Below are 14,964 nucleotides of genomic sequence, written 5' to 3' on the forward strand. Positions count from 1 at the left end.
CTGAGAAGCTATTTATCGACTTGCAGAAAACAATATGTATCTGCAAGCCTAGCCCTTGAGTTATTATTCAAAAATCAGCTGCCTGATATATTCATTTCAGATGAGGCTGAATAGTTACAATACTTTTTAATAATTAAATAGGCGTTAAGCAAGTTGTAAAAGCCCACACTTGTTTAGCGCCTGCTTGTTTTAGTGCACTAGTAGCTGCGTTTAATGTTGCCCCTGTCGTCATCACATCATCAACAATAGCGACTGTTTTACCTGCCATGTCTTGTGTACAAATAAAGGCATTTTTTAAGTTTCTTATACGCTTTGCTTTGGATAGCTCCGACTGAGCTTGTGTTTTTTTATCGCGAATAAGAACATTACTTAGTGGGGCGTAATTAGCTAAACAGGGTTGCCATACTTGGCTTACCTGATTAAATCCGCGAGTAATAAAGCGGCTTTTATGAAGAGGTAAAATAATAAAGGTATCTGGCAAGTTAGGGCTTTGCTCAAAAAACTGCGTTAACTGTTTTTGTATAATTTGCTGCAATGCCTTTTTATAATGAATTTGATTATTAAATTTTAGCCTTTTAAGCCAATGCTCAAAGGGAGGTTGATAAAAAGCGCATGCAAATAATTTATCAAACTCGCAATTAGGAAACATCTCAATAATATCAGGTCGATGCAATAAACTCGTATGCTTACTAAAATCAAACAATGGTAAATCTTCAAGGCAATAATCACATAGCCCTAAAGAGGTCGTAATCGAGTTTTGACACTGCACGCAATAAGAGGGAAATAACCAATTTAAAACGGCTTGTTTCACTGACTCGCTCCTTGCATTGCAATCGCCTTTCTAAACGTTATGATGAGCCTAAGTTTGGTAAAGGTTAGGCAAATATGCAAAATGAGTTAGTGTTATTACATGGTTGGGGAATGAATCAGGGCGTATGGCAGTTAGTACAGTCAGAACTTGAGTTTTTATATTCAGGAAATGTACGTAGCCTTGACCTACCTGGGTTTGGTAATAGCCATGATTGCCCAAGCCCTTATACTTTGCATGATGCAGCAGAAATTTTAAGTAAGCAATTAAAGCCAAAGAGCATTTTAATGGGGTGGTCGTTAGGTGGATTATTTGCACTTTATATTGCTAAGCATTGGCCTGAAAAAGTATCTAAAGTTATTTTAATAGCATCGACTCCTTTTTTTGCTGAGGCAGATAACTGGCCTGGAATAAAAGCGAATGTATTGGCGCAGTTTAAAGAGCAGTTAGTTAATCATCGAGAAAAAACAATAGAGCGCTTTTTAGCTATTCAAGCAATGGGTAGCGAGTCGGCGCGTGATGATATAAAGCAGCTTAAACAATTGCTAAATCAGTACAGCGCACCCCAAAGCGATGCCCTGAGTGCTGGTTTAGATATTTTACAAAATGACGATTTACGTGACTTATTTACTCATTGCCCAGTCCCTATTAGAGGAGTATTTGGCCGCCTTGATGCTTTAGTACCTTATAAAGCTATTAGCAAAATGTCAGCACTAAATACTGAGTTTGAATATGAAGTACTAGATAAAGCGTCCCATGCACCATTTATTTCTCATAAAAGTGAGTTTTTATCTGTCGTTAAATCAATGCTTTAAAATAGAGCTAAGAATAGCGCTGTTTAAAGCTTTATTTTGAGCAGAACCTGAGCGATAATTAAACAATGTTTATTTGGTGGAGGTTTTAATATGCCAATCGGATCAGTATTTAATAGTGGTATAGAAGGGTTTAACCGAGCTAGCCAAGGTATTGAAAAAGCCAGTGCTGAGATTAATCGTGCCAGTATAGAACAACAAGATGACGCGCAATTAGCGCAGCAACGTCAGCTTACGGCAGCACGCCCTGAAGAAGCGATTACTGCACCAGTAGCACAACCAGCTCGTGTTGATGAAGCGCTTGTTAACTTAAAAGTTGAAGAGTTTAATGCCAAGGCAAACACGCAATCAATTCAAACGGCCGATGATGTACTTGGCACGTTAATCGATATTAAAGTTTAGTATTATGAATATTGTCACGCCATTTCCGTCTATCAATATAAACACCGCAAATGTTTATACGGAAACCGCACGGCGTGACAACCAACTACGCGAAGTTATTCCGGCTCCCGCATCTAGTAGCGCAAGCAATACAGAAACCAAAGCGCAAAGTGATGCTGAAAAAGCAAAATTGCCAGGTAGTAGCGATGGTGCGACGTATAGCGCAACGGGAAAAATAGCAGACGAAAAGTCAGTTCAGCAGCGCGATGGAAACTCAGAAAATCCAGAGGGCACTGAGCAAGAAAGTGAAGCAATCGAGAAAGAAGAATCTGAGCAAGAAGAGCTGCAATTAGAACAAGAACAACAACAAATTACAGAGCTAAAAGCACGGGATACTGAAGTACGAATACACGAGCAAGCGCACGCTTCTGTAGGTGGGCAACATGCTGGCTCGCCAAGCTATGAATATCAACGTGGCCCAGATAGTACTAACTACGCAGTTGGCGGAGAAGTACAAATAGATGTATCAGAAATTCCGGGTGACCCGCAAGCGACTATAGACAAAATGCAAACGGTACGCGCTGCCGCATTAGCGCCTGCAGAGCCTTCAGGAGCTGATCGCTCTATTGCCGCAGATGCTACGCAAAAGCTGGCAGCGGCTCAAGCTGAGCTTGCACAACCTGAAAAAGAAGACGACGAAGACGCAAAAAGTAAACTTGAAGCGTCATTCTCTAGCGATGAAAGCAGCGATACAAAAACAGCTAAAAGTGACGAGAAAACACGTGATGCCGATGTTGAGGCACGGGCGGGGCGTATTGCTAATTTTTACCAAATGGCTACATCGCCAGCGAGCCAAAGTAGTTTTTCAGCGTTAAGTTAATAATTTAGCAAAACATAACCACAAAAAAACCGCTTACGCGGTTTTTTTTGTTTTAGCTTAGTTGTACAAGTATTATTTTTTTACTTTAGCATTAGCGAACGCATCGGCAAATGCATTGCCCATTAACGCATTACCGTTGTCACGTTTAGGCTTTGCAGCGCGAGGTTGCGGATTATTAGCACGTGCTTGTGGCTTTTGCGTAGCTGGAGCTGCTGACTTATTACTTGTGTCAATATCGTCATCTAAGCGCATAGTAAAGCTTATGCGTTTACGTGCAGCGTCTACTTCAACAACTTTAACCTTTACAATATCACCAGCTTTAACAACTTCACGCGGATCTGATATAAATTTATTCGTGATTGCTGAAATATGCACTAAACCATCTTGGTGAACACCTACATCAACAAACGCACCAAAATTAGCAACGTTTGAAACCACGCCTTCTAAAATCATACCTGGTTTTAGGTCACTAATTTTTTCAACACCGGCTTTAAATTCAGCTGTTTTAAATTCAGGTCGAGGATCTCGACCAGGTTTATCAAGCTCAGTAATAATGTCGGTAACGGTTGGTAAGCCAAACTTTTCGTCAGTGTAATCGTTAGCAGCAAGTTTAGTTAAAAAGTCGCTGTTACCAATTAGGTTACTGACATCTACGCTATTGCGTTCACAAATGCGTTTAACAACAGGATAAGCTTCAGGGTGAACTGATGAGTTATCTAGTGGATCGCTACCATTGTTAATACGTAAAAAACCAGCCGCTTGTTCAAATGCTTTTGGCCCTAAACGCTCAACCTTTTTAAGCTCACTACGTTTAGTAAATGTGCCGTTAGCATCGCGATAATTAACGATATTTTGCGCTAATGTTTTGTTCAAACCAGATACACGTGTAAGTAACGGTACCGAGGCCATGTTTAAATCTACGCCTACTGAGTTTACACAGTCTTCAACTACTGAAATAAGGCTCTGGCCTAATTGGCTTTGCGATACATCATGTTGGTATTGGCCAACACCAATTGATTTTGGCTCAATTTTAACAAGTTCAGCAAGTGGATCTTGGAGGCGGCGCGCAATAGAGACAGCCCCTCGTATAGAAACATCTAAATCTGGAAATTCATTAGCTGCAAATTCAGAAGCTGAGTAAACCGATGCACCTGCTTCGCTAACCATAATTTTACTAAGTTTAAGTTCGCTGTTTGCTTTGATAAGCTCTTCAACCAACTTATCTGATTCGCGTGATGCAGTACCGTTACCAATCGCAATTAGCTCAACTTTATGCTGACGGCAAAGTTGCTCTAACGTACGCACTGATTTATCCCAATGATTTTGTGGTGCATGAGGGAAAATAGTTTGTGTAGCTAGTAATTTACCTGTGCTATCAACAACGGCAATCTTACAGCCAGTACGAAGGCCTGGATCAAGACCTAAAGTAGTACGAGGGCCTGCAGGTGCAGCCATTAATAAATCTTTTAAGTTTTTAGCAAATACATCTATTGCACCGGCTTCTGCTTTTTCGCGCATTGCTGCAAAAAACTCATTCTCTAGGTGTAACCCTAGCTTAACTTTCCACGCCCATTGAACAACGTTTAATAACCAAGGACTTGCCGCTTTATATTTAATATCTAAACGGTAATGCTCAGCAATCATGTTTGCACATAATTGTGCTGAATTTTCTGCACTAGGCTCTGGGTTTATATTTAACTGAAGTACACCTTCATTTCGAGCTCTAAGCATTGCAAGCGCACGGTGAGAAGGTACTTTTTTAAGAAGTTCTTGATGCTCAAAGTAATCACGGTATTTTGCACCGGTTTGCTCTTGGCCTTTAATCACAGTACTTTCAATTGCGCCATTTTGGCTAATGTGGCTTCTAAATTTAGCAAGTAATTTTGCGTCTTCAGCAAAGCGTTCCATTAAGATGAATTTAGCGCCTTCAAGTACCGCTTTTGTATCTGCAAAACCTTTTTCAGCACTTACAAACTGTTCCGCTTGTTGCTCTGGGTCAAGGTTAGCATCTTTAAATAGTGCATCAGCAAGAGGCTCTAAACCAGCTTCAATTGCTATTTGACCTTTAGTGCGGCGCTTAGCTTTATATGGTAGGTATAAATCTTCAAGTTCTGTTTTACTTTGTGCATTGGTTATATCGGCACTTAGCTCTGGCGTTAATTTATTTTGCGATTCGATTGTCGATAAAATAAAACTACGGCGCTCTTCTAGTTCACGTAAATACGATAAACGCTGCTCTAAAAGGCGTAATTGGGTGTCGTCTAGGCCGCCTGTAACTTCTTTTCTGTAGCGGGCAATAAAAGGAACAGTTGCGCCTTCATCAAGTAACTTTGTTGCAGCAACAACCTGTTGCTGCTGTGCGTTTAACTCACCGGCTAAACGTGCAGAGATATCGCTCATGCAAAAACCTTTTTATACAATAAAATAAGACCAGAAGCGTGTTACTGGCGCTGTTAATTGCTTGAATAATATCACAGGAGGTAGTAATGAAAAGCTCTTAAAGCAAGCTATTTTACTTGCTTTAAGATGGTTGGGTCGGGAGCAAATCAATTCAACTAAAAGAGCGCCCTAGTGAGGGTGCTCAATGTTTTCTAATACTTCACTGAAAGAGTGAGCAATAGGTGAGATATGTACAGGAATATGTAATGTTTTAGCTATTTGGCGAGCTGAAATTAAACCACAAATTTCGTTACTCGCTGTTGTAACTAATAAAAACATTGTGCCCTGATGCTCCATCGTTTGCAGCGCATCACCAATGCATGCGTAGCTTAAGCTTTGCATACTTACACCTGTAAGGCGGCTAACTGGTGTCATAATGTCACGTAAGCTTACTTCGCTTCGTTGCATATTTAAGCGCTCTGCAATAATAGTAATTTTAGAGCTTTGTAAATCGGCGCTAGAAACTAGACCAATTAATTTTTGGTGTTCGTCTGTTACTAAAACAAAGTCAGATTGTTGTGCACTTACTTGTTTAAGTGCATCTGTAATCGTTGTTCCATGCTCTGCACGAATAGGTGTTTTTTGAGTAAAGTTATTCACCATTTTTAGCGCTGGAGAAGATAAATCGATTAATGGTTGATCATCTGCAAATGTGCTAGCAATAACGCCATGAGAAATATTTTGGGTACGTAATTCTTTAAAGTTTGACATAGTAGTCACCTTAGTAGTTATAAAATTTAATTAAGTTGTAAAATAATGAATTAAATTAAATAGCTAGGTGGTCCGCGTTGGTATGCAGTGCTAAAAGGTCTGTTTAGATTAGTGCTCTTATAAAAAGAATCTACGACATTAGGAAGTGGTTGAGGCGACCTAAAGGTAATAGTGTTAACGTGAGAGTCCACGTCAAAATCGAGGTTTGCTTGGTCAGGAATATCACAAGTAATAAAGTGATTAGATAGTTTAGCGTTATCAAGGTTTACGTCAGTGTTGCTGGCATGCAGCGTCAAACTTACACTCATTAAAAGTGCAAACAATACGGCATTACTAAATATGCGCTGTACTATGTTTGACATAATCACGACCTTAATTAACTGCTTTCAAATTAAACAAATCAACTTGAATAATTCAGTTATAGCTTATTGCTTTAATTTACACAATCAAAAGTTAACATGATCTGAATCAAAACTTTTTATTTCTTTTTTTGGTAATCGATACTGTTTACATACCACTGCTTTTTTCCATGAGGAGTGGTCACTTCAAATTCGTCATCTACTTGTTTTTTAATCAACGCACGCGCCATAGGTGAGTCTATTGATATGTAATCTTTACGGTCGTAAATTTCATCAGGACCTACAATTCTGAACTTTTTAACTTCACCTTCTTCGTTTTCAATTTCAACCCATGCACCAAAAAATACTTTTCCATCTTGCACGGGAGAGTAGTCAATAATTTTTAAATCAGGTATGCGCTTGCGTAAGTAGCGTACCCGGCGGTCAATTTGGCGCAGCAATCGCTTGTTATACTGATAGTCTGCGTTCTCAGAGCGATCTCCGAGGCTGGCCGCCCAGCTGACTATTTTTGTTACTTCTGGGCGTTTTACGTTCCATAGTTGATCGTGTTCTTGTTGTAATTGCAAGTAACCTTCGCGGGTAACTAAATTTGTTTTCATGGTGAATTCTTTATTAACTCTAATGGTGTGCACGTTATTAAATTTGCCAAAACTTGTCGAGCGTAAAATGTAATAAAGTACGAGTAAGGAAGCTTTGAAATGTTCAGTAACAATCTAAGCAAGTAATTAGTTTTTGATTATTAAGTTTTTCATTTATATTAACTAGTAATTGGATATAAAAATAAGAAAGAGATTATGGGACACGAGACCACAAAAGTATTAGTTGTTGATGACGATATGCGCTTACGCAGTTTGCTTGAACGTTACTTAGTAGAGCAAGGCTTTATTGTTAGAACCGCAGGAAACTCGGAGCAAATGGATAGACTCCTAGAGCGCGAAAACTTTCACTTAATGGTTCTCGATTTAATGCTCCCAGGCGAAGATGGCTTATCTATTTGCCGCCGCCTACGCCAAAAAGAAAATGAAATTCCTATTGTTATGCTTACTGCAAAGGGCGACGAAGTAGACCGTATTATTGGTCTTGAACTTGGCGCTGACGATTACATTCCAAAACCATTTAATCCACGTGAGCTACTTGCTCGCATAAAAGCAATTTTACGCCGCCGCGCAAAAGAAGTGCCAGGTGCTCCTGCTGCTGAAGAAAACTTAATCGCTTTTGGTAAATTTACGCTTAATTTAGCAACGCGCGAAATGAGTGAAGGGGATAAAACAATATCGCTTACCAGTGGTGAGTTTGCAGTGCTCAAAGCGCTTGTTTCGCATCCGCGTGAGCCACTTAGCCGCGATAAGCTAATGAACTTAGCGCGTGGGCGTGATTACAGTGCGCTTGAGCGAAGTATTGATGTGCAAGTGTCGCGACTTCGCCGCATGATTGAAGTAGATGCTGCTAATCCGCGATATATTCAAACCGTTTGGGGTTTGGGGTATGTGTTTGTTCCCGACGGTGAAAAGTAATATTTATGGGCATGTTTCCGCGCAGTGCTTTTGGGCAAACTGTTTTTTTAGTGGCGGCTTTGTTGCTAATAAATCAAATAGTGTCTTATGTTACGGTTAGTTTTTATGTTGTAAAACCAACTATTGAGCAAGTTAACTTGATGCTTGCTAAGCAAATTAAAACGGTATTTATTGACTGGGAAGATGGCGTTGAAATAAACGACGAAGTATCTGCGAAGTTTTTTGAAATTACCGGCATTGAAGTGATGACTCAGCGCGAAGCGATGCGTCAAGGGCTTGGGCAAAGCCGCGAATATTCTATGCTATCGCGTAGCATGACTGAGCAACTTGGTGGTTATTCTCGTGTACGTATTAGCCAAACTGATCCATTGATTTATTGGGTTGAAGCACCGCAAGCGCCAGGTTATTGGGTAAAAGTACCGCTTAAAGGCTTTAAAGAGAATAACTTAGAGTTTTTAACTTTTTACTTATCAAGTATTGGCTTTTTAAGTGTGCTGGGTGGGTGGTTGTTTGCAAGGCACCTTAATAGGCCATTAAAAGCACTGCAACAAGCTGCAGTAAAAGTAGGTAAAGGCGATTTTTCTACCAAATTAGAAGAAGAAGGCTCAACAGAAGTAATAGAAGTAACGCGCGCGTTTAATCAAATGTCGCGCGGAATTGCCGCACTTGAAAACGACCGCCGTTTACTAATGGCTGGTGTATCGCATGATTTACGTACGCCGCTTACGCGTATCCGTTTAGCCACCGAAATGATGGTTGATGAAGACGACTATCTTCGTGAAGGTATTATTTACGATATAGAAGATATGAACGGGATTATCGATCAGTTTATTGAGTATTTACGCCACCATAAACGTGAAGAGCTAAGTTGCGAAGATATAAATGCTTTAGTTGCCGAGGTTGTAAATTCTGAGCTTCAGCATCAACGTACTATTACGTTTAAAAGTAATCCAAATATAGGCAATATACCCTTAAGCTCTGTGGCTATTAAACGTGTAATTACCAACATGATTGGTAATGCGCTGCGTTATTCTGAGGGCGATATTGAAGTACTTAGTTACTTTAATTCAAACAAAAAATATGTAGTTATCGCTGTAAACGATAGTGGTCCTGGGATCCCTGAAAACGAATTAGAGTCTGTGTTTGAGCCCTTTAAGCAAGGCGATGCTGCACGTGGCAGTGAAGGTAGTGGCTTAGGCCTTGCCATTATTAAACGCATTGTTGATATGCACGACGGTAAAGTAAAACTAGAAAACCGCCCAGAAGGCGGTTTGAGTGCACAAGTATATTTGCCAATAAAGGTATCAACCCCTGCATAGTAAATGCAGGGGGCCCATCATATTAAAGTGCTTTAAAACGAATAGCTGTACCGCCACTAGTGGCTAATTTAAGCGTTAGTTTATCGCTTGCAGTTACAATTCGTTTTTCGATAGCTATATCGTACGGATTGTTTTTCCACTCTGCGTTTTTACCATCTTTATAAATTTGCGCTTCAAACTTTTTGCCCTGCTCTAAAAAGTCGAGTTTCACCTCAATTGTTCTGGCTTTTTCGTCAGTAACAGCACCTAGGTACCAATCGTTTCCTGAGTATTTAGTGCTTTTACGTTCTTTACGAGCGAATACAATAAAGTCGCCTACTTCGCCATCAAGGGCAATACTTTGCTGCCAATCTGTTGGTACGTCTTGAATGAATTGAAACGCATCGGGCTTAGCCAAATAGTTTTTAGGTAAGTCGGCAGCCATTTGAATTGGGCTATACAAAACAACATAAAGTGCGAGTTGTTTGGCAAGTGTAGTTTGTGGGCGGTTTGTATCGCCTCCTAAACCATTAAAGCTCATATCAAAAATACCTGGCGTAAAGTCCATAGGGCCAGAGAGCATGCGGGTAAAGGCAAGCATTGGTACGTGTTCTGGTGGGTTAGGAGGCGAACCCCATGCATTATACTCTTGTCCGCGTGCGCCTTCGCGCGCGATCCAGTTTGGGTAAGTACGGCGCAGGCCTGTATCTTTAATTGGCTCGTGAGTATTAATGCTAATTTTATGTTTAGCCGCAAGCTTTACGTTATAAAGGTATTCGTTAACCATAAATTGGCTGTCATGCCATTCGTGGCGCGCAATACCGTTTTTGTCTATACGTTTTATATTTCCGCCATCGGCTACATAACCTGTTTTTACTTGGCTGACGTTTGATTTTTCGTAAAGGGCAAAAGCATCTTCCATTTGGTCACGGTAGTTGCTTACATTGCCTGATGTTTCATGGTGGCCAATGAGCTGTACGCCTTTTTCTTTGCCGTATTGAGTCAGCGCTGCTATATCAAAATCGTCGTACGGTTTGGTAAAGTTAAATACATCGCCATTAAAATACCAATCGCCATCCCAACCAATATTCCAGCCTTCAACGAGTACACCATCAAAACCATACTGCGCTGCAAAATCCATATAGTATTTTGTGGTTTGCGTAGTGGCGCCGTGTTTTTTACCGCTACCCCAAGTTTGCGTGTTTATATGCATACCCCACCAGATACCCACGTATTTGCCAGGCTTAACCCACGACACATCACCGAGTTTATTAGGCTCGTTTAGGTTTAGTATTATATCTGAATTAACTAAGCCAACAGCGCTGTCGGCTATTTGAATGGTGCGCCATGGTGTTTTAAAAGCACCTTGCTTTTTAACGGCAACACCATCTGACCAAGGGGTTAAGTCGGCTGTAAATGTGCCTGGACGGCGCTGATTAAGCACCATACCCGCGTAATCAACAAGTGCGGCTTCATGAATGCTAATATGAGTACCGTCACTTGTTTTAAACGTAAATGGTGTGTGAGCTAGTGGAGCTTCGTTAAGTGGAGTAGTGTTGTAAACATATTCGTAGCGGTTCCAGCCACGAGCAGGTATCCACCATGCTGTTGCATCATGGCTATTGTTTATTGCAAATTCAGTTAACTCTTTGGTTATTTCTGTATGTTCGAACCCGGCTTGTTGTGGTACTTCGTATCTAAAACCTACACCACTATCAAATGCTTTAAATCGAATTGTGTAGGTACCTTTATTTGGCTCATTTTTTGTAAAGGTAACGGCTACTTCGTTATATTCGTCAACAACGTTTTGGCGTTCGCCCCAAGGTTGTTGCCACTGTGAGTTAACGCTTTGTTGTTCAATGCTTTTAATTTTAAAGCCGTCGCTAAAAGCTGCTTGTGTTTTAAATTCAAACCCCAGTAAAGATTTGTTTATAACCGCTTTGTTTTTAAATTTTATTGCGTAGCTTGGCGTGTTGTTTTCGTCAGAGATGCTTACTGTTATTTGTGTGTCTGGCGATTTTAGCTCTACGGTTTGTCCGTAGCTATTACTAGCAAAGGCTAAAAGCACAAGTGCTGGTATTCTCATGGTGTGTCCTTAGATGAGTCGGTGGTGACATCTAAGGATAATGACTGTTGATGATTAATACGACTGCTTACATACGTATTCAATGTTTTAAAAAATAGAAAGAATTTGGTGGCTTAATCGGTCTATAATGTAAACAAATTGATAATAGCGACAAGAAAATGATAAAAAGCTTACTTTGTGTATTTTTACTAAGTGTTAGTACTGGAGTTTTTGCAGCAAATATTACAATTAAAAATGCTAATAATGACCCATTACCTAATGCTGTTGTATGGCTAACTGCAGGAGATTCCTCTAGCGTTATTCCTCCAGAAGCACCTTATGCGATGACCCAGCAAAATCGAGAATTCAAGCCGCGTATTTTAGTTGTCCCACAAAATGCAAAGGTAGAGTTTCCGAATGCGGACTCAATCATGCACCATGTTTATTCATTTTCTAAAGCTAAAACATTTGAATTAAAGCTATATAAGGAGCACCCAAAAGCGCCCATTACTTTTGATCAAACAGGGGTCATTGAGCTTGGCTGTAACATTCATGATTGGATGTTAGGTTATATTGTGGTGGTCGATAGTACTATTTTTGCAATCACTGATGAAAATGGTCATGTTGATTTAAATGCCAATGTAGGCGAATACACGAAGTGTTTGGCATTCTGGGTTTAGTGATATTAGTAAGGTTGAATCTCAAACTATTACTGTGGCTACTAACCCGATCACTTATAAAGTAAAGCAGAAAATTGCGGAGCAAATTGACTTTGCTACGGATGAATTTGATGACTATTAATCGCTTAACGAGGCTGATATTTTTAGCCGGTGCTTTATGTTTTAGTAATGCATTGTATGCACAAGTAAAAGGCTTGTTACAAATTAGAGCCGTGCAGGGTGACGATATACGTAGCTTTCAAGAGGGCGGCCTTGGGCTATATCGGCACGATACTAAAAGCGACGAACTTATTTTATCCCAAGGTATTTTAAATTTTAATGTTGATTTAGCATCTAGTTGGTCGGCTCATGGGGTGTTAAATGCGAATCAAGATCCTGACGTTGGCCTTGGTTTTACGCAAGCTTATGTAAAGTATCAGCCGCTATCTAACAGCAACTATAAATGGCATGTGCGTGTAGGGGGCTTTTATCCACTTATGTCGCTTGAAAACCCTGATATAGGGTGGACTTCTCCTTATAACTATACAAACTCAGCTATTAATAGCTGGATAGGCGAGGAAGTACGCACTGTTGGCGCAGAGGTAACTATTAAGCGCCCAGCAAAACGTTTTAACAGCGCTCATAGCTTTAGTTTTGTAGGTGCTACATTTAAAGGCAATGACCCTGCCGGTACTTTACTTGCTTGGCGTGGTTTTGCATTACACGATAGGCAAACTACATTTAACGAAAGTGTTAAATTTGCGCCTGTAGCGGCATTAAATGCGTATGAATTACGCTGGCAAGCTAATCAGGTTTTACCGTTTGAAGAAGTAGACGGACGTTTTGGCTATTACGCTGGCGTACATTGGGATTACTTAAAAAAATCACAATTTCGAATTTATTATTACAACAATAACGGTGACCCAACCACACTTAATATTAGTACAGGGCAGTATGCTTGGGATACTCGCTTTACAAGCGCCGCTTGGCTTTATAAGTTTAATAATAAAACCCGCTTTATAGCACAGGTACTTAATGGTAAAACCGAAATGGGCGCTAATGCTTTAATAGATAATGCCTTTTACAGCCATTATTTAATGTTAAGCCATAAAGAAGGCAAGCATCGAGTTTCTGTACGCTACGATTACTTTAAAGTGACAGATAACGACACCACTGCGTTTGATCCTAATGCAAGCAATGGGGAAGGTTTAACCGCAACATGGCGCTACCAGCTCACTAATAAACTACAAATAGGGGTTGAAGGTTCTGCACTTAAAAGTGTTGCAAAAAATAGAGAGCCAATTGGATTTAATGAACGAATCTCGCAGCAGCAAATAATGCTAAACGCTCAATGGCGATTTTAGGTTTTATAAACTAGATTTATTATCAAAAAGGTAGGTATTAAATATGGTTTTTTTTGGAGTAAGTAATGAATTTGAATAGTATCCGCGTCAAAGTCTCTTTTCCTATTGTTATTTTAGGTATTGCTATCTTGTCGTTAATTATTGGGTATTCATACTTAATTAACTTACAAAAAAATGCATTAGATGTGCAATCCGATAAATTTATTAAGGCTGTGTCTCTTGCTTTGAGTGCCGACAGGGATTTGTATCAAGCAAAGGTTGCTGAGTTAAATTTAGTCGCACATAACGACAATAAAGAAGCTTATTTGCAAGAACATAAAGAAAATGCTGAGCAAGTAACGCAAAGGTTAGAGCAGTACTTAGCTTTGTTATCGGACTATCCAAAAGCTATAAATGGGCTTCGCGGTTTTGATGGTGCTTATAATACTTGGTTAAACGCTTCACTGGCCTATATGAATGATAAAACAAATCTAAAAAAACAGTCTCAATCAGAAAAAGCATTTGACGAATTAAGAGCTACGCTTGATCAAGCTGGTGAATTAGCAGAGCAAACATCGGTTGAAGAAGTTCAAAAACTATCAGACACAATTGCTTCAACTAAGTTAACTATGCTTATTTTTGTCATATTAATTTTATTAGTGGCGTGTTGGTTTAGTTACCTTATTCCTAAGCAATTAACACAGCAAATTAACTATGTAACTTCTCGTATTAACGATATAGCCTCTGGTGATGGCGATTTAACTGGCAGGATCGCTATAACGTCTAAAGATGAGTTTTCTGAACTTGCAACGCAGTTCAATCGTTTTCTCGACAACTTACAGCAATTAATTCGCGATATTTTAGAGCAATCAAAAGAACTAAGTGAATTAGGAGGTGAGTTAAGTCAGGTTGCAAATAAAAACAATGCTGTAAATCAAACGCTCAGCCAAGCCTCTGAGTCAATAGTAAGTGCAGTGCATGAGATGAGTGTAGCAAGTAGAGAAGTTGCAGGTGTTGCTCAGCAATCATCAACAGAAGCTGATAAATCGTTAAATTTAGCTCAGCAAGGACTAACAGCGGTTGCGCACTCTAGTTCTCGTATTATTTCTTTGTCGCAAAATATGGAGCAAGCTATGGCGCGCTCTACAGAGCTACAACAAAGTTCTGATAACATTGCCAAAGTACTTGAGGTTATTCGTGCAATTGCAGAGCAAACAAATCTGCTGGCGCTTAATGCTGCTATTGAAGCCGCGCGAGCTGGTGAATATGGCAGAGGTTTTGCTGTAGTAGCAGATGAAGTAAGAACATTGGCTACACGCACGCAAGTAAGCACAAACGATATTCAAAAAATGATAGAGCAATTTGCAACGAGCGTAGAACAATCAATTAAAGCGATAGATGAAGGTAAGCAATTTGCAGATGATGCGGTTGGCTCGTTTAGTCAAACTAATGATGTGCTTAATGCAATGCAAAGCTCGTCTACTAAAGTAAATGATATGGCGATGCAAACAGCGCAAGCGACTGAAGAGCAGACAACGGTTGCAGATGAAATAAGTCAAAACCTATCATCATTAAACGATCAAACTTTAGAAGGGGGGGCGCTTGCTCGAACTACTGAGGATGTATCTAAAAAAATGGAACAATTGACTGATGAGCTAAATCACTTAGTGCATCGATTTAAAGTTTAAATAAGCT

13 protein-coding genes and 1 pseudogene are annotated in these 14,964 nt (G+C 39.9%); 8 read left to right on the plus strand and 6 right to left on the minus strand.

Annotated features, from left to right (window positions below; all coding sequences use genetic code 11):
- Positions 1-133: 133 nt before the first annotated feature.
- A complete protein-coding gene (locus tag I6F10_RS13420; protein ID WP_024596110.1) occupies positions 134-811 on the minus strand; it encodes a ComF family protein in 678 nt (225 codons plus the stop codon).
- A gap of 74 nt (positions 812-885) precedes the next feature.
- On the opposite strand from I6F10_RS13420, the gene bioH reads away from it, so the two are divergent.
- The 3 genes from bioH (at position 886) to I6F10_RS13435 (ending at position 2,881) form a co-directional block, all read left to right on the plus strand.
- The gene (gene bioH / locus I6F10_RS13425; protein ID WP_197098972.1) at positions 886-1,623 is read left to right on the plus strand and encodes a pimeloyl-ACP methyl ester esterase BioH; all 738 of its coding nucleotides are present in this window, start codon (positions 886-888) and stop codon (positions 1,621-1,623) included.
- 90 nt (positions 1,624-1,713) lie between these two features.
- Positions 1,714-2,022, plus strand: a complete 309-nt coding sequence (locus I6F10_RS13430) for a hypothetical protein (RefSeq protein ID WP_002959563.1) — start codon at positions 1,714-1,716, stop codon at positions 2,020-2,022.
- A 4-nt stretch (positions 2,023-2,026) separates the two neighbouring features.
- On the plus strand, positions 2,027-2,881 hold the full coding sequence (locus I6F10_RS13435) for a putative metalloprotease CJM1_0395 family protein (protein ID WP_197098973.1): 855 nt from the start codon (positions 2,027-2,029) through the stop codon (positions 2,879-2,881).
- 72 nt (positions 2,882-2,953) lie between these two features.
- Here the strand turns inward: I6F10_RS13435 and I6F10_RS13440 are convergent, their stop codons facing one another.
- The 4 genes from I6F10_RS13440 to greB all read right to left on the minus strand — a co-directional run bounded on the left by I6F10_RS13440 (position 2,954) and on the right by greB (position 6,989).
- On the minus strand, positions 2,954-5,281 hold the full coding sequence (locus I6F10_RS13440) for a Tex family protein (protein ID WP_197098974.1): 2,328 nt from the start codon (positions 5,279-5,281) through the stop codon (positions 2,954-2,956).
- A gap of 168 nt (positions 5,282-5,449) precedes the next feature.
- Positions 5,450-6,031: a CBS domain-containing protein gene (locus I6F10_RS13445; protein ID WP_024595749.1), complete on the minus strand. Its 582-nt coding sequence runs from the start codon at positions 6,029-6,031 to the stop codon at positions 5,450-5,452.
- A 50-nt stretch (positions 6,032-6,081) separates the two neighbouring features.
- Positions 6,082-6,393, minus strand: coding sequence for a hypothetical protein (locus I6F10_RS13450; RefSeq protein WP_033020846.1), 312 nt, complete (start codon positions 6,391-6,393; stop codon positions 6,082-6,084).
- A 116-nt stretch (positions 6,394-6,509) separates the two neighbouring features.
- Positions 6,510-6,989 carry a transcription elongation factor GreB gene (greB, locus tag I6F10_RS13455; protein ID WP_197098975.1) on the minus strand — a complete coding sequence of 160 codons (480 nt, stop codon included), beginning with the start codon at positions 6,987-6,989 and terminating at the stop codon, positions 6,510-6,512.
- Positions 6,990-7,184: 195 nt separating this feature from the next.
- Here greB and ompR point away from each other — a divergent pair, with 195 nt between their 5' ends.
- Both ompR and envZ read left to right on the plus strand, forming a co-directional pair.
- Positions 7,185-7,904 (plus strand): osmolarity response regulator transcription factor OmpR, encoded by a 720-nt coding sequence (gene ompR, locus I6F10_RS13460; protein WP_002959552.1) that lies wholly within the window; start codon positions 7,185-7,187, stop codon positions 7,902-7,904.
- Between the two features lie 5 nt (positions 7,905-7,909).
- Complete coding sequence (gene envZ, locus I6F10_RS13465; protein ID WP_197098976.1) at positions 7,910-9,223, plus strand: two-component system sensor histidine kinase EnvZ; 1,314 nt, start codon at positions 7,910-7,912, stop codon at positions 9,221-9,223.
- 22 nt (positions 9,224-9,245) lie between these two features.
- Here the strand turns inward: envZ and I6F10_RS13470 are convergent, their stop codons facing one another.
- Entirely contained in the window at positions 9,246-11,288 is a 2,043-nt protein-coding gene (locus tag I6F10_RS13470) for a glycoside hydrolase family 97 protein (protein WP_165745016.1), read from the minus strand.
- A gap of 158 nt (positions 11,289-11,446) precedes the next feature.
- Here I6F10_RS13470 and I6F10_RS13475 point away from each other — a divergent pair.
- The 3 genes and pseudogenes from I6F10_RS13475 (at position 11,447) to I6F10_RS13485 (ending at position 14,957) form a co-directional block, all read left to right on the plus strand.
- Positions 11,447-12,068 (plus strand): annotated as a pseudogene (locus I6F10_RS13475) (methylamine utilization protein).
- Positions 12,058-13,290, plus strand: coding sequence for a hypothetical protein (locus tag I6F10_RS13480; protein ID WP_197098977.1), 1,233 nt, complete (start codon positions 12,058-12,060; stop codon positions 13,288-13,290). Before I6F10_RS13475 ends, I6F10_RS13480 begins: the two are co-directional and overlap by 11 nt.
- A gap of 65 nt (positions 13,291-13,355) precedes the next feature.
- On the plus strand, positions 13,356-14,957 hold the full coding sequence (locus I6F10_RS13485; protein WP_197098978.1) for a methyl-accepting chemotaxis protein: 1,602 nt from the start codon (positions 13,356-13,358) through the stop codon (positions 14,955-14,957).
- Positions 14,958-14,964 lie beyond the last annotated feature (7 nt).

Source organism: Pseudoalteromonas sp. SWYJZ98 (assembly GCF_015864495.1).
Classification (GTDB): domain Bacteria; phylum Pseudomonadota; class Gammaproteobacteria; order Enterobacterales; family Alteromonadaceae; genus Pseudoalteromonas; species Pseudoalteromonas distincta.